Genomic DNA, 20,756 nt, shown 5'->3' with positions numbered 1-20,756 from the left:
AGGCCAAAGCCCATAACGGCTGTTGCCGGCGGATGGAAAACCCACCGCCGGCAACAGCCGTTTTTCAGGTAGCCTTTTGGATTTCAGGTAGCCTTTTGGATTTCAGGTAGCCTTTTGGATTTCAGGTAGCCTTTTGGATTTCAGGTAGCCTTTTGGATTTCAGGTAGCCTTTTGGATTTCAGGTAGCCTTTTGGATTTTAGGTCGCGTGTGGTTTGAATAAGGTATTGCCTGCGCAGAAGTGAATACAGGCTACCTGAAACTATGCCTGGATGGTTTGGAGGCTTGCCAATGCCAATACCGAGCAGCTTTAATCTGCAAACAAAGGCTACCTGAAACCATTTCAGGTAGCCTTTGCACATTCCCTAGTAATCGCAATCAAGCCGTAGGCGTTTTGCCTTGCTGGCCTTTGATGATGCTCATGCCTGCGGAGACGAGGCTGCCGATGTCGGCCACGTTGGCGGGCATAATCAGTGTGTTGCCTTCTTTGGCCAGTTTGGCGAAGGCGTCCACGTATTGCTCGGCCACTTTCAGATTAACGGCTTCGTTGCCGCCGGGCTGGTTGATGGCGTCGGCCACCAAGCGGATGGCGTCGGCGCTGGCTTGCGCCACCAGTTTCAGGGCTTCGGCTTCGCCTTGGGCACGGTTGATGCGGGCCACTTTTTCGCCTTGCGAGGCGTTGACGGCGGCTTGGGCTTCACCTTCGGATTTTTTGATTTCGGCTTCGCGCTCGCCGGAGGCAAGGTTGATTTGCTCGATTTTCAGGCCTTCGGATTGGGCGATGCGGGCGCGTTTTTCACGTTCGGCGGTGATTTGCGCCTGCATGGCGCGCAGGATTTCTTGCGGCGGCACGAGGTCTTTGATTTCGTAGCGCAATACTTTCACGCCCCAGGATACGGCGGCTTCATCGAGCGAAGCGACCACGGTGCGGTTGATGTCGTCGCGCTCTTCGAAGGTTTTGTCCAGCTCCATGCGGCCGATGACGGAACGCAGGGTGGTTTGCGCGAGCTGGGTGATGGCGGTGATGTAGTTGCTGGAGCCGTAGGAGGCGAGTTTGGCATCGGTTACTTGGAAGTAGATAATGCCGTCTACGGTGAGCTGGGTGTTGTCGCGGGTGATACACACCTGGCTGGGCACATCGAGCGGGATTTCTTTGAGCAGGTGCTTGTAGGCCACGCGGTCGAGGAAGGGGATGAGGAAGTTGAGGCCGGGGTTGAGCACGGCGTGGAAGCGGCCGAGCCGTTCCACCACATAGGCTTCCTGCTGCGGCACGACGGTGAAGGCTTTAAAGCCGAAAACAATGATAACGGCAAATAGGATTGCCAGGGTAACGATATCCATCAGTTTTCCTCCAGAGGTTGCAAAATCAAGATGTTGCCGGATTTCCCGGCGATGCGCGCGGCTTGCCCGGCCTGCGCGGGGAAGGGGGCTTCGGCCTGCCAATAGGTGCCGCGGTATTGCACGAGCCACAGGCTGCCGGATTGGGGCTGGTGCAGCAGCACGGTGTTGCCGATGTCCAAATCGCCTTCGGCATCGGCGGTTTGGGCGCGGCGGTTGCGCCGGATGCGGTATACGGCGGCGATACCGGCTGCGGAAAGCAGCACGGCCACCAGCAGCGATACGCCGCCGCCCGCGCCGAGCCAGGCGGCTATGCCTGCACCGAGCAGGGCGATGCTGGCCACCAGCAGGTAGAACGTGCCGCTGAACATTTCGAGAACGAACAGGGCGGCTGCGGCGATAAACCAATACCAATAGTGCATGGGCGGCTCCTTATCTTGGGGTAGGTGGGGAAGGTTTCCAACAACATCTAAGTTTGGCTTTGCACAGGCGGTTTATGAGAAATCATTTTTTGGAAATGATTTAATTATAATTTCAAGAAACTCCATATAATTATTTGCTACTACTTTTATTTCCTCAAATCCTGCGCAAATAATTTGTCCATAAACACCGTTTTCAGGAGGATTTAAATCTACAAACCAATAAAATGTATCTTCTGCACCTATCATCATCAAGTCCTTATGCCAAACCACATGATGCAATGCCCCAGAATATTTTGGCATATTCGGCAATAAATTGTAGACATACTGCATTTCATTTCCAATGTTACTATCACCAACGATAAAATCAGCAGCCAGATTTATGTTGTTTATTGGGACATCGCCATCTGAAAATCCGATATCTAAGGCGTATTGCGGGGATATGCGGAATTCAAATAAGTTAAGGGCAATGCGTTGCGCATCAGGAATATTTTTTCCCAATCGCTGTTCAAGTAAGAGCAACTCTTTTTCCGACAGCCCTTGTTTCTTCCAACCTAAATAATCTTTTGATGAGCAAGTTACCTTATAGATAGCATCCAATCGCCTGATCTGATCTTCAATGATCATGCGAATACGGGTTTGTTCAGTCAAATTTGAGGACATAATGCCTTCCTATATTTTTCAATAAAAGATCCTAACAGATAAGGCACAAAAACTTTAAATTCTTGTTAAAAAACATTCATTTCGGTTGCTGAATAGAATGGCAGCAACAGCCATTTTTATTTTAACCTTCTATTCGGAGGAGTTAAATTCGGTGGGATACCATCAGGAAGTAATTAATACCCCTTCCTTTATTTTTCAGGTAGCCTTTGAATGAGTGATGAGATGAGGCTACCTGAAAAATACGTGCAGGTAAATTCTGCTGGCTAGGCCTGCGCTTCCAGCAGGCGCGGCAGGGCGGCGGTAAGGTCGATGCCGGCAGCGGCGGCGGTTTGCACCAGTTGGCGCGGGTCTGCGCCTTGGGCGGCCTGCCCCATGGCCCACAAGAAGCTGCTGCGGGTGCCGCTGCGGCAGTAGGCGAGGGCGGGCGCGGGGTGGTCGGCCAGGTGTTGGGCAAACTGTGCGGCAGCGGCGGCATCGATTTGCGGCATCAGCATGGGCTGGTGGATAACGTGCCGGATACCGGCTTCGGCCGCCCAGTGGCGGATTTGCTCGAAGCTGGGCTGGCCGGGCTCTTCGCCGTCGGGGCGGTTGCAGATGATGGTTTGCACGCCGGCAGCGGCGGCGGCGAGAATGTCTTGGCGGCTGATTTGCGGCGAAACAAACAGGCCGGGGGCAAGGGTGGGGAAGGGGGCTTGGTTTGACATAATTTTCCTTGGTTTATGAGTGGGTGGTTTTGGCTCGAACGAGCTCGATGGATTCTTTGGCAGTGAGGTGGTCGATTTCTAAAACCATCACTTTTACATAATCAAAATGTTTGCCGATATAGGGCAGGAGGTCGTTTTGGTTGGGGGAGTATTTGTGCCCCACGGCTTCGAGCGCGGCCTGTTTTTCGGCGGGGTCGGTAACGGTGCGTACCGTGCCGAACACGATGGCGCTGCGGAAATAAGTGGTGAATTCCTGCGGCACGATGTCGTTGAGATCCACCACGCAGAAGGAAACGTGGTTGTCGCGCGCGAGCAGTTCGTGTTTATGGCCTGCGGGCGCGCCGTGCAGGATAATTTTGCCTTCGTGGTAAACATAGCTGATCGGCACGGCGTAGGGATAACCGTTGTCGCCGTGCAGGGCGAGTACGCCGGATTTGCCGCGCTGCAAAATGGCGATGGCTTCTTCATTAGACAGCTGCTGGTTTGCGTGTTTCATTTCTCTGAAAGACATGATTTTCTCCTCTGTTTATAGTGAATTAAATTTAAATCAGGACAAGGCGACGAGCCGCAGACAGTACAGATAGTACGGCAAGGCGAGACAACGCTGTACTGGTTTAAATTTAATTCACTATAGTTTAGGCAGGCCGGTTTCAGGTAGCCTTTTGCCCGCAGGGGAATGATACCAAATTCCACGCCCGAATGCTGGACTCAAACGGCTTAGAGGCTACCTGAAAATAGAGCGGTGGCAGGGCGCGGCATTTGGTTTGCAGGCGGCGTGGGCGGCTATATAATGGCGGCTATTTCCCATGTCTGCTTACTAAGGAGCCCGCTATGCATAAACCGCCATTTGCCCGCACTGTTTTGCTGGCTTTATTGTCTGTATCCGCCCTGCCCGCGCTGGCAGATAATACCCAGCGCGTTCATCAGGCCTGTTCGCGTTATTTGGACGAACGGTCGGATTATTATGAATCCCGCAGTGCCCGCTTCAGCTTACGCACCATGCCGCAGGCAGCGGTGAAGAACCATTCTGTGACTTCATATGAAGCAGCGCCTTCAGCTGCGCCCGCAGCGCAGGTAGAGGCCGCCAAAGATGCCGGAGCTGAATATGGCCCGGCCCTCGAGATGAGAAGGATGGTGAATGAGGGCGCGGCCGTCCCATCGCGCCAAAACACCGAGCGCTACGGCCATTATGAGCCCAACCCCGTGCACGCCGTGGCCGAGCAGCCCGTTTCCACCTTCAGCATTGATGTGGACACCGGTAGCTATGCCAATATCCGCCGCTTCCTCACCCAAAGCGGCCGCCTGCCGCCCGCCGATGCCGTGCGCATTGAAGAAATCATCAACTATTTCGACTACGGCTACGCCAAGCCTACCGACGGCAAACCCTTCGCCGTGCACACCGAAACCGTGGATTCCCCCTTCCGCAGCGGCGCCAAGCTGATCCGCATCGGCATCCAGGCCAAAGAGGTGAGCCAGGCCGCGCTGCCGCCGGCCAACCTCGTGTTCCTGGTGGACGTGTCCGGCTCCATGTATAGCCGCGACAAACTGCCGATGGTGAAATACACCCTCTGCACCCTCGCGCACCAAACCCGCGCCCAAGACCGCATCACCCTCATTACCTATGCCGACGGCAATAAAGTCGTGCTACCGCCCACCCCGGGCAACCAGCGGCAGAAAATCCTCGCCGCGCTCGACAGCCTGAGGGCAGGCGGCTCCACCGCAGGCGAAAACGCCATCCAGCAGGCCTACCAAGCCGCCCAGCGCGCCTATATCCGCAACGGCATCAACCGCATCCTGCTCGCCACCGACGGCGATTTCAACGTGGGCATCACCGATTTCAACACCCTGCGCAGCATGGTGGCCGAAAAACGCAAAAGCGGCATTTCGCTCACCACGCTCGGCTTCGGCAGCGGCAACTACAACGAACGGCTGATGGAGCAGCTGGCCGATGCCGGCGACGGCAACTACAGCTACATCGACAGCCCCGAAGAAGCGCAGAAAGTGCTGCACCGCCAGCTCTCCTCCACGCTCGCCACCGTGGCGCAAGACGTGAAAATCCAAGTAGAGTTCAACCCCGCCGCCGTGAAGGAATACCGCCTGATCGGCTATGAAAACCGCATGCTTGCCCGCGAAGATTTCAACAACGACCAAGTGGACGCAGGCGACATCGGCGCCGGTCACAACGTTACCGCGCTGTATGAAATCATTCCCGCCGGGCAAACCGGCTGGCTGCCCGAAAGCCGCTACCAGGCCGCCCCCGCTGCCAACGATCAAGCAGCCGACAGCGAATACGCCTTCATCAAGCTGCGCTACAAACTGCCCGGCCAAAGCAGCAGCATCCTCATCAGCCGCCCCGTGGCCGTGGGCAGCAAACCGCTCGCCCAAGGCAGCAACGCCACCCGCCAAGCCGTGGCCGCAGCCGCCTTCGGCGAACTCTTGCGCGGCGGCAAATACAGCAGCAACTTCGGCTGGCCGCAAACTCTCGAACTGGCCCGCAGCGCCCAATCCCCCGACCGCCACGGCCTGCGCCGCCAGTTTGTGCAGCTGATTGAAAAAGCGCAACAGCTCAGCAGCAAACCGCAATAAGGTTTCGGGAATAAGGTTTCAGGTAGCCTTTATCCGCCTTGGCCTTAAAGGCTACCTGAAATTCAGAACACCCCGAAATCCGCAGGCCGGGCATTCATCCCCGGCAAGCACGCCGCGAATAAAAAGATAATGTGGAAAACCACCCTAATCGTATTTGCCGCAATAACGTATGCCATCTATTGCAAGCTAAATCCCAAAGAAGTATCCCGCTATTGCGTGGGTACGCAATGCATTTCGGTTGTTAAACAATATAAGCCGGTGGTTTCCGGCGGAGATGTCTATATCAGAATCTATCAAGACAGGATATTGTTTAGATTCCAGCTGGAAACGAAAGGGTACATCGAGCTTCCCCTTGAGACGCACGCATTGATTTCAAAAAGATTGGTTGGTGATAAATTGATTGTTTCATCACAAGGCATTCCGGTTGAAAGACATGGTGGCGTGAAGAATATTAAGTTTGATTTGATTAAATTTTATTCAGAAGGGGATGCTGACAATATTTCAACCTATGATTTGGAATACCGAAATTTATACTGATAAAGAAAACAAAGCCGCAATCGTTTAATTCCGGCACGAAACAGATTTTCAGGTAGCCTGCTACGGCAAACCAAAGACTGCCCTGAAGCCCGGCTCAGATTTTGGTTAAGCAGAAACTTAGCCTTGGCTTCGCAAAACACCGTTTTAGCTTCGCAGAAACTCAGCTTCCTTCGGAAACTTCGTTTTCAGGTAGCCTCTATCCCAAAAAAACAAAGGAACTCCCATGCCCATTTCCTCCAGCATTTTCAAAGCCTACGATATCCGCGGTATCGTCGGCCAAACCCTCACCGAAGAGGCTGCCGAGCAAATCGGCCGCGCCATCGCCACGTGTGCCGCCCGGCAAGGCCTGCGGCAGATTGCCGTGGGGCGCGACGGCCGGCTCAGCGGCCCGGCATTGCAAGCGGCGCTGATGCGCGGGCTCACCGCAGGCGGGCTGGAGGTGGTCGATGTAGGCATGGTGGCCACGCCCATGCTGTATTTCGCCGCCGTGCGGCATTGTTCCGGCAGCGGCGTGATGATTACCGGCAGCCACAACCCGCCCGATTACAACGGCTTCAAAATGATGCTCGGCGGCAATACCCTGGCCGGGGACAGCATCCAAGAGTTGCGCGGCATCATTCAAGCGCAGGATTTTGTTTCAGGTAGCCCGCAAGGCAGCGTGCGCGGTTTGGATGTGGCAGACGAATATGTTCAACACATCGCCGGCCATATCCGCCTGCAACGGCCGCTGAAAATTGCCGTCGATGCCGGCAACGGCGTGGCCGGAGCGTTTGCCGGGCGGCTGTATCGTGCGCTGGCCTGCGAAGTGGAGGAGCTGTTTTGCGAAGTGGACGGCCATTTCCCCAACCACCATCCCGACCCCGCCAAGCCCGCCAATCTGCAAGACCTTATCCGTGCCGTGCAGGCTGGCGCGGCCGAAGTCGGCCTGGCTTTCGACGGCGACGGCGACCGCCTCGGCGTGGTTATCCGCAGCGGCAGCATCATTTATCCCGACCGCCAGCTGATGCTGTTTGCGCAAGACGTGCTCAGGCGCAACCCGGGCGCGAAAGTGATTTACGACGTGAAATCCACCCGCCTGCTGGCGCCGTGGATTAAGCGGCACGGCGGCGAGCCGGTGATGAGCAAAACCGGCCACAGCTTCATCAAAGCCGCCATCAAGCAGCACGGCGCGCTTTTGGCGGGCGAAATGAGCGGGCATGTGTTTTTCAAAGAACGCTGGTTCGGCTTCGACGACGGCCTCTACGCCGGTGCGCGCCTGCTGGAAATCCTTTCAGCCAGCCCCAACCCCAGCGCCGTGCTGGAAGCCTTGCCGGAAGGCGTGTCTACCCCCGAATTGAATATCGCCCTGCCCGAAGGCGCTGATGGCCACGTATTGATTGCCGATTTGGCTCAGGCCGCTCGGTTCGACGGCCTGCAAGAGCTGATTACCATCGACGGCCTGCGCGCCGAATTCGCCGACGGCTTCGGCCTGCTGCGCGCTTCCAATACCACGCCGGTGCTGGTGTTGCGCTTCGAGGGCGACAACCAGGCCGCGCTGGCGCGGATTCAGGCGCAGTTCAAAATCCTGGTTGAGCAACACGGCGGCTTGCAGTGGCCGTTGTGAAACCGAGCCGGATAGAGCAAACCGCACCGTGGCAATACGGTGCGGTTTGCTTTTCAGGTAGCCTGATTGCTTTAGGAAAAGGCTGGGCAGGGTTTTCTGTATTCAATACTGGATTGTGCCGTTGGCGGTTTGCTGCACGGTGCTGCTGCCCGGGCTGTCGAACACGGGCTCAGGGCTGCCTGCTTTTTCATAGGCGGCGGCGCGTGCCATTGCGGGAACGGCCAAGGTTTGTTCGTTTTGCTGCAACGATACTTCCACCACGCGGTAGCCACTGCCGCCCATGCTGCGGCTGAGGGTGTCGGCGCGTTTGCGGAAGTTTTGCAGGGCTTCGATGGCGAGGCTTTCTTCAATTTGGCGGCGGCTTTCCGGCTTGAGCGAGAAGCCGATGTCGTTGATGGTGGCTTCGCCGCTGCTTTCGGCAATCAGCTTGCCGATGGCTTGGAAATCGCTGCCGGAAACGCGCAAGACGGCGATGTCTTCCCAAGGGCGTGAGCCGTTGCGGTAGCTTTGGTAGGCGTGGCGGCTTTCCAGCTCCACTTCTGCGCCGGAGAGGCGGCGGGCGCGGCTTTGCAGGATGTTTAAGCGGCGCGTGGTTTCGGCGGCGGCCTGGGCGGGATTGTCGTGGGTGTTGGAAACTTTCAGGCGCACGGTCATCCAGTTGTTGGGCACGGTGCGGCTGGCGGTTTCGCTGAATTTGAGCAGGTTGTAGTTGAGCGGTTCGGCTATCGCGGGAGCCAGGCTGAGGCCGGCCAGCAGCGCGGGCAGGAGGAGGGCAGTTGTTTTCATAAGCGTTTTCCAGTTGCTTGGGGTATAAGCGCGATTATATGGGGGAGCTTAATTGCAGGCTACCTGAAAACACTTCGGGTTTGCCTGCGCTCGGGTTTTCAGGTAGCCTTGCGCGCCATCTGATCGTGAATAAGGAAATGCCGTGATTACTGTGAACACTTTGCGCAAAATGAAGCGCGAGGGCGAGAAAATCGCCATGCTCACCTGCTACGAAGCCAGCTTTGCCGCGCTGATGGATGCGGCGGGGGTGGATATGCTTCTGGTGGGCGATTCGCTGGGCATGACGGTGCAGGGGCAGAAATCCACCCTGCCGGTGAGCCTGGCCGATATGTGCTACCACACGGCGGCGGTGGCGCGCGGCAGCAGCAATGCGCTGATCGTGAGCGATTTGCCGTTCGGCGCCTACCAGCAGAGCAAGGAGCAGGCCTTTGCCGCTGCAGCCGAACTGATGGCGGCAGGGGCGCATATGGTGAAGCTGGAAGGCGGCGCCTGGATGGCGGAAACCACCGAGTTTCTGCAGTTGCGCGGCATTCCGGTGTGCGCGCACATCGGGCTCACGCCGCAGTCGGTGCATGTGTTCGGCGGCTATAAGGTGCAGGGCAAGGGCGATGTGGCGGCGCAGGCATTGCTGAATGATGCGCTGGCGCACGAGAAGGCCGGCGCGGCAGTAGTGCTGATGGAATGCGTGCCTGCCGCTCTGGGCAAACAGATTACCGAAACGCTGGCCTGCCCCACCATCGGCATCGGCGCGGGCGTGGACTGCGACGGGCAGGTGCTGGTGATGCACGATATGCTCGGCGTGTTCCCCGGCCAAACGGCGAAGTTTGTGAAAAACTTTATGCAGGGGCAAGATAGCATTCAGGCGGCGGTAGCGGCTTATGTGCGCGAAGTGAAGGAGAAAACCTATCCCGCGCCGGAGCATACCTTTGCAGCTTGAGGCAGGCTGATCAATGAGGCTACCTGAAAACCTTAGCCAAACCATTCCCACAACCAATCAACAACAAAGATAGAACAACCATGCCGTACCGCACCCCCCGCCGGCAGAAAATCGCCCGGCTTGTGCACGACCACGGCTTTATGTCGGTGGAAGAGCTGGCACGCAGCCTAAACGTGACCCCGCAAACCATCCGCCGCGACATCAACGTTTTGTGCGAACACAATATCCTGCGCCGCTACCACGGTGGTGCCGCGCCCGGCAGCAGCGTGCAAAACGAAGACTACGACACGCGCAAAAACAAGCTGCAAAGCGAAAAAGCCCACATTGCCGACTTGATTGCCGAGCACATCCCCGACAACGTTTCCCTGTTTATGAGCATCGGTACCACCATCGAAGCCGTGTCGCTCGCGCTGGTGAAAAACCATAAAAACCTCTGCATCATCACCAACAATATCCACGTTGCCTCCATCGTGTCCGGCCGGCCGGACTACACCGTCATCATCACCTCCGGCATGGTGCGGCCGGTGGACGGCGGCATCACCGGCGTGGCCACCATCGATTTCATCAACCAATTCAAAGTGGATTACGCCATCCTCGGCGCTTCCGGCATCGAAGCCGACGGCTCGCTGCTCGATTTCGACTACAAAGAAGTGAGCGTGATGCAGGCCATGATGGCCAACGCCCGCCACTGCTACCTGGCCGTGGACCACAGCAAATTCGGCCGCAACGCCCTGGTGCGCATAGGCGACGTAACCGAATTTCATGCCCTGTTTACCGACGAGCCGCCCAGCGCCGGCCTGTGCAAAAAACTGGACGACGCAGGCGTGCGCTGGCATCTGGCGGCCAAAGAAGGGGAAGAATAGGGCGACGGGCTGCCTGAAAGAGGTTCGGCATCAATTTTCAGGTAGCCTTTGATTAAGCCGATACGGCTCTGAATGCCAAGCTTGAATAAAGCGAAAATGCCGTGCGATGATTGAAAAAACGGTATTGATACCGCAAGAAACTGGCGGCTGCACCCGCTTTGCAGTATATTTTGCCTAAATTGATTTTGTTACGGAGAACACACTATGTCGATATTAAAAAGGCCGGAAGAAGTGATTATGGCGGTGCTGGGCGCGCTGTTTGTGGTGCTGACTTATGCAGCAGCATCCTATTTCGGCGCGCAGGGGCAAACCGCGCTGCTGGTGGCGGCGCTCACGTTGATTGTGCTGCTACCGGCGTTTTTGCTGTGGCAACGCAACCGCGCAGCCTGGCTGTGGCCCTGCCTGCTCGGCCTGCTGGCCGCTTGCTGGTGGCCGTATTTCGATGCTCGCGGCGAGCAATCGCTGCCGGTGGGTTTGTTGCAGCAGGATGCCGCAGCTGCTGTTTCAGCCCTGCCTTGGTATGCGGGCTGGACGTTTAAGCTGATCTTCGCCGCGCTGCCGGTGCTGGCGGGGTATGGCTGGATGGTGTATCGGCGCTATTATCGGAAGAAAACACCGGTGTAAACATAGCCAGAATTGGAATGGGAAAAGGCTACCTGAAGTTTTCAGGTAGCCTTTTATAGCAGGGTAAACACAACCAGTATTGCGTTGGCTCGCTTTTTCGAAGGTTGTGCGCAAGTTGATTGGGTGGCGATATGCCGGGAATGTGTTGATCCGGCGTTGCCTGTTTATCGTTCGGCAAACCATGAACAGCAATAATTATCATGCACAAGCCAATGTTTTCACTGAAATTCTAAAAAAATACACATCCAATGCAAAGAAAAGTAAATATTTTGCCCAGTGATAATCATTGGCAGGTTCATTTGGATAAGTTATTTTATATAACCATTTAATCTATATAATTTTTTATTTGGTAGATTAAGGCAAAATAGCTTACTTTTCAGGATAATTGTTCGCATTAATATGTCCGATATGAGAATTTTCTCAATGATCTGAGTATAATTCGCCCCCATCGAAACAGCGGCACGGTTGCTGCCGTGATGACACATCATCAAAACCCTTTCACAAATAGGAGCGAAACAATGCAAGGCAATAAAGAAGTTATCGACTACATGAACCAACTCTTGGCTGGCGAACTCGCCGCCCGCGACCAATATTTCATCCATTCCCGCATGTACGACGAATGGGGCTACACCAAGCTCTTCGAACGCATCGACCACGAAATGGAAGACGAAACCGGCCATGCCGCCGATTTCATCCGCCGCATCCTGATGCTCGGCGGCACCCCGCAGATGGTGCCCGCTTCCGTGCGCATCGGCCGCAACGTGCGCGAAATGCTGCAATTCGATTTGGATACCGAATACGAAGTGCGCGAAAACCTCAAACGCGGCATCAAACTGTGCGAAGAAAAACAAGACTATGTAACCCGCGATTTGCTGATCAATCAGCTCAAAGACACTGAAGAAGATCACGCCCACTGGCTCGAACAACAGCTGCGCCTTATCGACCTCGTTGGCGAGCAGAATTATCTGCAAAGCCAGCTGTAATACAGAAAGGAAAACGCATGAAAGGCGATCGCGAAGTTATCCGCCAGCTCAATAAAAATTTGGGCATCCTGCTCATTACCATCAACCAGTATTTCCTGCATGCCCGCATCCTGAAAAACTGGGGCTTGGAAGAGCTGGGCGGTTATTTCTACAAACAATCCATCACCGAGATGAAAGCAGCCGATGCCCTGATCGAGCGCATCCTCCTGTTGGAAGGCCTGCCCAATCTGCAAGAGCTTGGCAAACTGCTGATCGGCGAAAATACCGAAGAAATCATCCGCTGCGACCTGCAAAAAGAGCAAGACAAACACCAAGCACTGGTGGAAGCCATTGTCGTGTGCGAAGAAAAGCAGGACTACGTTTCCCGCCAGCTGTTGGAAAAACAGAAAGACGAAAACGAAGAACGCACCGATTGGTTGGAAACCCAGCTCGAGCTGGTGGAAAGCATGGGCTTGCAGAACTATCTGCAACACGGGGCGCAAGAGGACTAAAAACACCAAACCACCGCCAAACCCGGCAAAGCCCATTCCAAATAGCAACAGCCTGTACGCTTCAGCGGCAGGCTGTTTTTTTGCGGAGTCGATCTCCGTTTTAACAAGAAGGCTACCTGAAAACATCGGCTTCAACGGGGTTAAGGCTTAAAAAGCATTTTCAGGTAGCCTTATGCCCCACCTTCCTCCAAGCCTCTTCTCCGCCCATCATCTGTTTCCACTGCTTCAGTTCGACATACACAAACCCCCATCCTGTTTGCGGGCCTTGGTTAAATCCCTTTGCACCAGCCAATGCTCTATCCGCCATTTCGCCACCCATCTGGCAAAGCTCAGCGTAAAACCGAACAATGCGCCTGCTATGGCGATACCCCGCCCGCGCAGCAGCCGGTAGGGCAGCCATATGGACAACATAATCACAACCAGCTACAGGCCGAGCAGGTAAAACAACCAAGCCGGACATAATTATCCCTCCTTTGATGTTTAATCAAAAAGGCTACCTGAAAATCCTGTTGCCGAGGTTTTCAGGTAGCCTTTGTTTGGCCGGCTGAGGCTACCTGAAAATGGTTGCTGGAAAGCAGGCGGCCAGGTATGCGTGCGACGGCTAGGGCTGTTGGTTTTCGGGCAGTTTCTGTATCCACTGCCATTGCTGTTGCAGCACGTCTTGCAGGGCGCGTTGTTTCTGCTCGGGGCTTTGCAGATTGCCGGTGATGCGTTGGTAGTCGAGGGCGAAGTTGGGGCGGTTGATGCTGCCGTTGATTTTGAGCGGCAGCCAGAGGTCTTGGCCGGCGCTGGCGAGCACGGCGTAGTTGAGGGTAGCGGTGCGGATGTCAAAGCTGCCTTGGCCGCTGAGGTTAAGGCTGTCGCTTTGCAGACTGAGGCGCGGGGTGGTGCCGATGCCGTTTTCTACGGTGGCTTCGATGCTGAAGTGGCGGAAGGGGGTGCTGCTTTCGGCGTTGTAGCGGATGAGGTTTCGGACGGGCAGATTATCGGGTTTGTTGAGGAGTTTGCCGAGGTTGATGCCTTGCCAGGCGCCGTTGTCGAGCACGATTTTGCCTTGCCCGGCCAGGGTGGTGTGCCATTCGCTGCGGTTGAGGCCTTCTGCGCCGAGGCGGAAGGATGCGTTGCCGCGACCGCTGAGGTGGTTGAAGCGGAAGGCGTCTTGCAGCAGGGGTTTGATTTGGATGTTGTTGAATTGGAGGGCGGCTTCCCATTTGGGGCGGCTGCCTTGGTGCAGCACGGCGCTGCCTTCGGCGCTGCCTTCGTACATCTGCATTTTGATGGTTTGGGCTTCGAGCTTGTCGGCATCAAGGTGCAGGGTGCTGTGGAAGTTTTGGATTTGCAGGCCGGAGCTTTCGAGTGTGCCAATGTCGAGGGTGAGGCTGATTTGGCGGCGGCGCAGGGCCTGCGGCCAATATTGGAGCCATAGGGGCGGGGTGTTTTCGGCGGCGGGGGGGCGCTCGGCTTCGAGGTAGCCGCTGAGGGATAGTTTGCTCAGGTTGAGGGCGGCTTGGATGTTGTGGCCTTGTTCGCTGAGGCTGCCGGAAATTTTCAGGTAGCCTTCGTTGTTGTCGAGGCTGCCTTGCAGCTCGGCGTTCCAGCTTTGGCCGTTGCCGGCGGCTTGGCCGTGCCATTGGCCGGAGAGGTAGGGCATGCTGCCGGGGGCGGCGTTGTGGCGGGTGCTGAGATAGAGGCTGTCGATTTGGAAATGGCCGGGGCCGGCCTGGAGGCGGCCGTTGGCGCTGTAGCCGCTGCTGCCCCGGCCGTATTCGGCGGTACCGCTGATTTGGAAGCCGCCGATTTCCAGGGTACGGTTTTGATAGGAGACTTTGTTGATGCTGCCGCTGCCGCTGTGGCGCACGGCATCGGCGGGGGGCTGGCCGTTTGCGGGGTCGGCGTTGCTGAAGATGATGTGGGTTTCGGGTAATACGGCGCTGTCGGGGGTGAGTTGCCAGTTGCGGGTGTTGCCTTCGATGTTGAGCTGCCAATCGGGGATTTGGATGCTGAGGCGGCCTTCTTTGGTGTTGAGGCGGCTTTGGCCGGGGGTGTAGTCGGCATTGCCTTGCCAGGCGGCGGTGAAGGGCTGGCCGTCGGGCAGGAAGCCGGAAAGGGTGGTTTGGAGCTGCTCGAAATGGCTGCCGCTGTAGCTGCCGGTGGCCTGCATCCGGTATTCCTGCGGGGCAAACAGGCTGGCGGAGAGGCTGAAGTTTCCGTCTGCGCGGTCGATGAAGCCGGCCACTTGGCGCAGGATTTGTTTCTGCCCGCCGTATTGCAGGCGCAGGGTGCTGTCTTCCAGTTCGATGCGGTGGGGCAGGGTGCTGTTTTCGGCTTGATTGGCGGTGAACCCGGCCACTTCCCACTGCCCGTTTTCCAGCCGTTGTGCGCTGATGTTGGCGCGTTGCAGGTGCAGGCTGTGGAGGGAGACGTCGCCCCACAGGGATGGCCAGCCGAAGGAGAGCTTTGCGGATTCGGCATTCATGGTTTGGCTGCCGCCCTGGGTGCGGCTCAAGCCCACTTGGTGCAGCACTATGTAAGGATAGGGAAACCAGCCGCGTTCGATTTGGTGTCCGTCGAAATTCAGCTGCTGGCCTTGTGCGGCAAGCATTTGGTTGGCGGTTTGGCGGATGCGGGCTTCACTGAGCAATCGGCTCAAACCGAATGATGCGCCCAGCCACAATGCCAACAAAACCAAGCCAAAAAGCAACGTTTTCAGCCAGAGTTTGCGCCAGTTCGGGCCGTGGTAGGGCAGTTTGCTCATTAAAACACCGTGGGAAAGTGAAACCAGGCGAAAGGTAGCGGCTTTATGCCCGTCTGGCAAGGGTTTTAGCCGATTTTTTCAGAGCTGCGGGGAATGAGGGAGGGCTAGGCAGGGTGGGCGGGAGCAGGCAATCTGACAATATCGGTTGAAAACGCTTGCCGATTTTTCAGGTAGCCTTGGCCGATATGGGAGGCTACCTGAAAATGCAAACCCCAGCCATTCAAGCAAAATGGTTATATAATGCCCGCTTTCCTCCGCCTGTCTACCGCGCTATGCAGCTTGCCGATTTCGATTTCCACCTGCCCGAACACCTGATTGCCCAGCAGCCGCCCGAACGGCGCGGCAGCAGCCGCCTGCTCGACGCCCGCCCCAGCCGCCCCCTATGCGACCGCCTGTTTGCCGAGCTGCCAAACCTGATCGAAGCCGGCGACCTGCTCGTGTTCAACAACACCAAAGTGATGAAAGCCCGCCTGTTCGGGCGCAAAGCCAGCGGCGGGCGCATCGAAGCCCTGATTGAACGCGTATTGGACGAACACTGCGCCCTGGCGCACATCCGCTCTTCCAAGTCGCCCAAGCCCGGCAGTCTGCTGGAATTTGACGGCGGCATTCGGGCGCAAATGGAAGAACGCGAAGGCGAGCTTTTTAAGCTGCGGTTTTCAGGTAGCCTCAACGTATACCAAATCCTCGAACAAACCGGCCGCCTGCCGCTGCCGCCCTATATCGAGCGCGCCGCCGACGCAGCCGACGATGAACGCTACCAAACCGTTTACGCCAAGCACCAAGGCGCCGTTGCCGCCCCCACCGCCGGTCTGCACTTCACCCCCGAATTATTGGACCAACTGCAGGCAAACGGCATCCGCCGCGCCGAAGTAACCCTGCACGTGGGCGCCGGCACCTTCCAGCCCGTGCGCAGCGAAAACATTGCCGAACACAAAATGCACAAAGAATGGTACAGCATTCCTGCCGAAACCGTTGAAGCCATTGCGGAAACCAAAGCAAACGGCAAGCGCGTATGGGCGGTCGGCACCACTTCCATGCGCAGTCTGGAAGCCGCCGCCCAAAGCGGCCGCCTGCAAGCGGGCGAGGGCGATACCGATATTTTCATCACCCCGGGCTACCGTTTTCAGGTAGCCGACGGCCTAATTACCAATTTCCACCTGCCCAAGTCCACCCTGCTGATGCTGGTGAGCGCCTTTTCCGGCATCGAACACATCCGCACCGCCTACCGCCATGCCATCGAGCAGCAATACCGCTTTTTCAGCTACGGCGACGCCATGCTGCTCACCCGGGCAGAGGCTACCTGAAAACAGGACGGGCGGCCATTTTCATTTTTCAGGTAGCCTCCCATCCCCAAAGGGCTACCTGAAAACCATCCCTTCTCACACCCAACAGGAGAAAACATGATTCAAGAGCAGCTTAACCCCCTCATCCTTCCCGATCAAAACGGCAACTTCGGCCAGCACGGCGGCCGCATCGGCCATCCCGCCCTTGCCCAAGCCCTCACCGAATTGGAAACCGGCTTTCACAGCATCATCCGCGATGCCGACTTCATCAGCGAAATGAAACGCCTGCAAGCCACCTATGTCGGCCGCCCCAGCCCCATCTACCACGCCCGCACCCTCTCCAAACGCGGCGCGCAAATCTTCCTCAAACGCGAAGACCTCAACCACACCGGTGCCCACAAAATCAACCACTGCATCGGCGAAGTGCTGCTGGCCAAAAAACTCGGCAAGAAAAAAGTGATTGCCGAAACCGGTGCAGGTCAACACGGCGTAGCGCTGGCCACCGCCGCCGCCTTGCTCGGGCTCGAATGCGAAATCCATATGGGCGTGGTCGATATTGCCAAAGAGCACCCCAATGTGTCGCGCATGAAAATCCTCGGCGCCAAACTCGTGCCCGTATCCGCCGGGGCAGGCACGCTCAAAGAAGCCGTTGATAGCGCTTTTGCCGCCTATCTGGAACAAATAGACAGCAGCATATTCGCCATCGGCTCCGTGGTCGGCCCCGCACCGTATCCCGAAATGGTGGCCTATTTCCAAAGCATTGTCGGCCACGAAGCACGCGAACAATTCCAGCGCGAGCAGGGCGGCTTGCCGGATGAAGTCATCGCCTGTGTGGGTGGCGGCTCCAACGCCATCGGCCTGTTCAACGCCTTTATGGACGACCCATCCGTAGCCTTGGTGGGCGTAGAGCCGGCCGGCGAAGGCCTCGACAAGCCCGGCCGCCACGCCGCCACCATGACCAAAGGCAAATTCGGCAATATCCAAGGCTTCAACTGCTACTACCTGCAAAATGAAGACGGCACCCCCGCCGCCGTGCATTCCATCGCCTCCGGCCTGGACTACCCCGGTGTTGGCCCGCAGCATTGCCACCTGAAAGATATCGGCCGCGGCCGCTACGAAACCGCCACCGATGCCGAATGCCTCAACGCCTTCCTAGCACTCTCACGCGAAGAAGGCATTATTCCCGCGCTCGAATCCGCCCATGCCGTGGCCTATGCCTTACGCCGCGCGGCCGAACTCGACGGCAGCAAACGCTTGTTGGTCAATCTTTCCGGCCGCGGCGACAAAGATATCGACTTCGTTTTGGGCAAATTGGATTTGGCTTAAGCCCGAGTGCCGGGCGGCTGACAGCGCGGCGCAAGAAAGATTGGTCCGCATCAGCCAGACCCGATTTTAAAGAAGGCTACCTGAAACGCGGCGCAGAGAAGTTTCTGCGAAGCCGGAGTTTCAGGTAGCCTTTTATGCACCAGGAATTCGGCTTCATCTAAAAATCATTCTTTTTTGATTTGTCGCAATGGTTTGTTTGAAAAGGCGGAATAACGGGGATTTCAGTTTGCGTTTTATGTTAATAAGATTTATTATCGTAATAAACTGACTAAGAAATATCAAAACCATTTCGGTGTGCCATTCTTTCGCACCCGTTCCCTCAGAAAGCCCCACCATGTCCACCATCCCACTCTCCCAGCTGCGCAAGGGCGCAGTTGCGCATATCGATTCCATTGTCCCCAATCCCGTGTTCGGCGAACTCGATGCCTTGGTGTCGCGCCGTTTGGCGGATTTGGGCTTTTCCAGCGGCATGCCTTTGCAGGTGATTGCCGCGGGGGCTTCGGGCGCGGGCCGTTTGCGGTGCGCTTGGGCAACCAGTCGCAGTTTTCGTTGCGGCAGGAAGAGGCGGGGAAGATTATGTGCCATTTGGTCGATGCGGAACAAAAGCAGCCTGCACCTTAAAGGCTACCTGAAAGCGTCTGCTTCAACGAAGTTAAAATGAAAAAGCAGCCTGCAACCCTGCCGACCAAAATGCAGGCTGCCTGGAACCCGTGCTGCGCCGCCCGAAAGCAGCCTGCATGTGGAAAACGGAAAAAACCTATGAAAATCAAAAAGGAAATATGATGGAATTGAGCTATTTCGCCCTGATCGGCGCGCCAAACTGCGGCAAAACCGTTTTGTTCAACGGTTTGACCGGCTCACATGCCAAGGTTGCCAATTATCCGGGCGTAACGGTCGATAAGCGCGAGGGTGCCTTCCTCGACGACGAGGCGGTCCGCATTATGGACCTGCCGGGCACATACAGCCTGCGCACGACCAGCCCCGACGAAGCAGTGGCAAAAGATGTAATGGTGGGCAAGATGGGCATTCCGCCCGATGCCATTATTGCCGTTGCCGACGCGACCAACCTGCGTATGACCCTGCGCATGATTTTGGAACTGAAAACGCTGAAACTGCCGATGGTGGTGTCGCTGAACATGAGCGACGTTGCCCGCAGAAGGGGCTTGAATATCGATGCGGCCAAACTGAGCGAGTTGTTGGACGCACCTGTTTTGGAAATAGTTGCAGTGAGCGCGTCGGGCGTACAGGCCGTGCGCGAAGCCGTGGCGAAGTTGCCGCGCAAACGCTCTTTCCCCGCCAATCCCGCTTCTGCCGAACGCACGCTCGATGCGCTGGATAGCGACAAGCTTTATCAAGAAGTCGAATCGATTTTGGCACAAGTAGTGCGCACGCAGATGACGCTGCCCGCATGGCACAAAAAACTCGACGACATCGTGCTGCACCCCGTCTGGGGCATGATTCTGCTGCTGTTCATCCTGTTTATGGTGTTCCAAGCGGTTTACACTTGGGCGGCACCGATTATGGAAGCCATCGAGGGCGGTTTCGGCTGGCTGGGCGAATGGGTGGCTGCCAACATGGAGCCGGGCATCCTCAGCGATTTGCTCGTCAACGGCGTACTTGCCGGTATGGGCAGCGTATTGGTATTCCTGCCGCAGATTACGATTCTGTTCGCCTTCATCCTGCTTTTGGAAGACTCCGGCTACCTGCCGCGCGCAGCGTTCCTGCTGGATAACGTGATGGCGAAAAGCGGCCTGTCCGGACGCTCGTTCATCCCGCTCCTGTCGAGTTTCGCCTGCGCCGTCCCCGCCGTGATGTCGGCGCGTACGATTAATGACCCGCGCGAACGCCTCGTTACCATCGCCGTCGCCCCGCTGCTGACCTGTTCCGCGCGGCTGCCCGTTTACGCGCTGATTATCGCCGCCGTCATTCCTAATCGCACCGTAGGCGGGATTTTCAACCTGCAAGGACTAACGCTGTTCATCCTCTATCTCGCAGGCATCCTGTCTGCCGCCTTGGCAGCGTATATCATGAAACGCTTGGCGCGTATGAAAGGCAACGTGCAGCAATTCCCGCTCTTGATGGAGCTGCCGACTTTCCGCACACCCAACTTCAAACACATCATGACCAGCCTGTGGGACAGGGTAAAAGCCTTCCTCAAACGCGCCGGTACGATTATCTTCGCGCTGACCGTGGTTTTGTGGGGCTTGGTCAGCTGGCCGCAACCGCCCGCAGGCGCAACAGGCGCAGCAATCGATTACAGCCTCGCGGGTATGCTCGGCCACGCTATCCAACCATTGTTCGCCCCGCTGGGCTTCACTTGGGAAATGTGTATCGCCATGATTCCGGGCATCGCCGCGCGTGAAGTCGTCGTGGCCGCGCTGGGTACGGTCTATGCCGTCAGCGCGTCGTCTGAAGACGCCGTACAAAACGCACTGATTCCGATTGTGCACAACAACTGGGGCCTGCCGACCGCCTTCGCCTTCTTGGCTTGGTATGTGTACGCCCCCATGTGCGCCGCGACATTGACTGTGATTAAACGCGAAATCAAATCCACAAAAAATATGGTGATGATTACCGGCTATTTGTTCCTGATGGCTTATTTTGCCGCATTCGTGGTTTACCAAATTTCTTCAAGGATACTATCGTCATGACTCAATATATTATCGTCGGCTTGATTATGCTCGCCTGCGTATTCTTCCTCTTGCGGAAATTCGTATTTAAACCGAAAAAACGCGATTGCAGCAGCGGCTGCGGCAAATGCGGCGGTTGCGGTTAGGCCTGCCGAACAGAAAAGCAGCCTGCACCCCGTTTGGGGAAGGTGCAGGCTGCTTTTTCATTTTAACTTCGTTGAAGCTGACGC

The 20,756-nt window shown here is 56.6% G+C and carries 20 protein-coding genes and 1 pseudogene; 13 read left to right on the top strand and 8 right to left on the bottom strand.

Annotated features, from left to right (window positions below):
• Positions 1 to 376 precede the first annotated feature (376 nt).
• From A7Q00_RS12175 to A7Q00_RS12155, 5 genes are all read right to left on the bottom strand, one after another.
• Positions 377 to 1,339: an SPFH domain-containing protein gene (locus A7Q00_RS12175; RefSeq protein WP_064090794.1), complete on the bottom strand. Its 963-nt coding sequence runs from the start codon at positions 1,337 to 1,339 to the stop codon at positions 377 to 379.
• The gene (locus A7Q00_RS12170; RefSeq protein WP_064090793.1) at positions 1,339 to 1,758 is read right to left on the bottom strand and encodes an NfeD family protein; all 420 of its coding nucleotides are present in this window, start codon (positions 1,756 to 1,758) and stop codon (positions 1,339 to 1,341) included. The genes A7Q00_RS12175 and A7Q00_RS12170 overlap by 1 nt, the downstream gene beginning before the upstream one ends.
• A 72-nt stretch (positions 1,759 to 1,830) precedes the next feature.
• The gene (locus A7Q00_RS12165) at positions 1,831 to 2,418 is read right to left on the bottom strand and encodes an SMI1/KNR4 family protein (RefSeq protein WP_064090792.1); all 588 of its coding nucleotides are present in this window, start codon (positions 2,416 to 2,418) and stop codon (positions 1,831 to 1,833) included.
• 263 nt (positions 2,419 to 2,681) lie between these two features.
• Positions 2,682 to 3,122, bottom strand: coding sequence for a TIGR01244 family sulfur transferase (locus tag A7Q00_RS12160; protein ID WP_064090791.1), 441 nt, complete (start codon positions 3,120 to 3,122; stop codon positions 2,682 to 2,684).
• Positions 3,123 to 3,135: 13 nt separating this feature from the next.
• Entirely contained in the window at positions 3,136 to 3,633 is a 498-nt protein-coding gene (locus A7Q00_RS12155) for a pyridoxamine 5'-phosphate oxidase family protein (protein ID WP_064090790.1), read from the bottom strand.
• A 488-nt stretch (positions 3,634 to 4,121) separates the two neighbouring features.
• On the opposite strand from A7Q00_RS12155, the gene A7Q00_RS12150 reads away from it, so the two are divergent.
• The 3 genes from A7Q00_RS12150 (at position 4,122) to A7Q00_RS12140 (ending at position 7,848) form a co-directional block, all read left to right on the top strand.
• The gene (locus A7Q00_RS12150; protein WP_245637584.1) at positions 4,122 to 5,708 is read left to right on the top strand and encodes a vWA domain-containing protein; all 1,587 of its coding nucleotides are present in this window, start codon (positions 4,122 to 4,124) and stop codon (positions 5,706 to 5,708) included.
• A 129-nt stretch (positions 5,709 to 5,837) separates the two neighbouring features.
• Positions 5,838 to 6,245, top strand: coding sequence for a hypothetical protein (locus A7Q00_RS12145; protein ID WP_064090789.1), 408 nt, complete (start codon positions 5,838 to 5,840; stop codon positions 6,243 to 6,245).
• A 223-nt stretch (positions 6,246 to 6,468) separates the two neighbouring features.
• The gene (locus A7Q00_RS12140) at positions 6,469 to 7,848 is read left to right on the top strand and encodes a phosphomannomutase/phosphoglucomutase (protein WP_064090788.1); all 1,380 of its coding nucleotides are present in this window, start codon (positions 6,469 to 6,471) and stop codon (positions 7,846 to 7,848) included.
• A 102-nt stretch (positions 7,849 to 7,950) separates the two neighbouring features.
• On the opposite strand, the gene A7Q00_RS12135 is transcribed toward A7Q00_RS12140, so the two are convergent.
• Positions 7,951 to 8,634, bottom strand: a complete 684-nt coding sequence (locus A7Q00_RS12135) for an SIMPL domain-containing protein (RefSeq protein WP_064090787.1) — start codon at positions 8,632 to 8,634, stop codon at positions 7,951 to 7,953.
• 142 nt (positions 8,635 to 8,776) lie between these two features.
• Between A7Q00_RS12135 and panB the strand changes: the two genes are divergently transcribed.
• The 5 genes from panB (at position 8,777) to bfr (A7Q00_RS12110) (ending at position 12,532) form a co-directional block, all read left to right on the top strand.
• Complete coding sequence (gene panB / locus A7Q00_RS12130) at positions 8,777 to 9,571, top strand: 3-methyl-2-oxobutanoate hydroxymethyltransferase (RefSeq protein WP_023886692.1); 795 nt, start codon at positions 8,777 to 8,779, stop codon at positions 9,569 to 9,571.
• Positions 9,572 to 9,651: 80 nt separating this feature from the next.
• Positions 9,652 to 10,434: a DeoR/GlpR family DNA-binding transcription regulator gene (locus tag A7Q00_RS12125; protein ID WP_064090786.1), complete on the top strand. Its 783-nt coding sequence runs from the start codon at positions 9,652 to 9,654 to the stop codon at positions 10,432 to 10,434.
• Positions 10,435 to 10,638: 204 nt separating this feature from the next.
• Positions 10,639 to 11,058, top strand: coding sequence for a hypothetical protein (locus A7Q00_RS12120; protein WP_081253450.1), 420 nt, complete (start codon positions 10,639 to 10,641; stop codon positions 11,056 to 11,058).
• Between the two features lie 518 nt (positions 11,059 to 11,576).
• Positions 11,577 to 12,041 carry a bacterioferritin gene (bfr, locus tag A7Q00_RS12115; protein ID WP_064090785.1) on the top strand — a complete coding sequence of 155 codons (465 nt, stop codon included), beginning with the start codon at positions 11,577 to 11,579 and terminating at the stop codon, positions 12,039 to 12,041.
• Positions 12,042 to 12,058: 17 nt separating this feature from the next.
• On the top strand, positions 12,059 to 12,532 hold the full coding sequence (bfr, locus tag A7Q00_RS12110; protein WP_064090784.1) for a bacterioferritin: 474 nt from the start codon (positions 12,059 to 12,061) through the stop codon (positions 12,530 to 12,532).
• Between the two features lie 160 nt (positions 12,533 to 12,692).
• Here the strand turns inward: bfr (A7Q00_RS12110) and A7Q00_RS12105 are convergent, their stop codons facing one another.
• Positions 12,693 to 12,992 (bottom strand): hypothetical protein, encoded by a 300-nt coding sequence (locus tag A7Q00_RS12105; RefSeq protein WP_064090783.1) that lies wholly within the window; start codon positions 12,990 to 12,992, stop codon positions 12,693 to 12,695.
• Between the two features lie 141 nt (positions 12,993 to 13,133).
• A complete protein-coding gene (locus A7Q00_RS12100) occupies positions 13,134 to 15,287 on the bottom strand; it encodes an AsmA family protein (RefSeq protein WP_064090782.1) in 2,154 nt (717 codons plus the stop codon).
• A 272-nt stretch (positions 15,288 to 15,559) separates the two neighbouring features.
• On the opposite strand from A7Q00_RS12100, the gene queA reads away from it, so the two are divergent.
• The 5 genes and pseudogenes from queA to A7Q00_RS13105 all read left to right on the top strand — a co-directional run bounded on the left by queA (position 15,560) and on the right by A7Q00_RS13105 (position 20,672).
• Positions 15,560 to 16,591 carry a tRNA preQ1(34) S-adenosylmethionine ribosyltransferase-isomerase QueA gene (gene queA / locus A7Q00_RS12095; RefSeq protein WP_064090829.1) on the top strand — a complete coding sequence of 344 codons (1,032 nt, stop codon included), beginning with the start codon at positions 15,560 to 15,562 and terminating at the stop codon, positions 16,589 to 16,591.
• 96 nt (positions 16,592 to 16,687) lie between these two features.
• On the top strand, positions 16,688 to 17,896 hold the full coding sequence (gene trpB, locus A7Q00_RS12090; RefSeq protein ID WP_064090781.1) for a tryptophan synthase subunit beta: 1,209 nt from the start codon (positions 16,688 to 16,690) through the stop codon (positions 17,894 to 17,896).
• A 334-nt stretch (positions 17,897 to 18,230) separates the two neighbouring features.
• Positions 18,231 to 18,517: pseudogene (locus A7Q00_RS13110) on the top strand (FeoA family protein).
• Positions 18,518 to 18,678: 161 nt separating this feature from the next.
• Positions 18,679 to 20,547, top strand: coding sequence for a ferrous iron transporter B (gene feoB / locus A7Q00_RS12080; protein WP_064090828.1), 1,869 nt, complete (start codon positions 18,679 to 18,681; stop codon positions 20,545 to 20,547).
• A complete protein-coding gene (locus A7Q00_RS13105) occupies positions 20,544 to 20,672 on the top strand; it encodes a FeoB-associated Cys-rich membrane protein (protein ID WP_003683546.1) in 129 nt (42 codons plus the stop codon). Before feoB ends, A7Q00_RS13105 begins: the two co-directional genes overlap by 4 nt.
• Positions 20,673 to 20,756: the final 84 nt, after the last annotated feature.

Source organism: Eikenella halliae, from assembly GCF_001648475.1.
In the GTDB taxonomy this organism is placed as follows: Bacteria; Pseudomonadota; Gammaproteobacteria; order Burkholderiales; family Neisseriaceae; genus Eikenella; species Eikenella halliae.
This window is presented reverse-complemented; position numbering and strand designations above follow the sequence as displayed.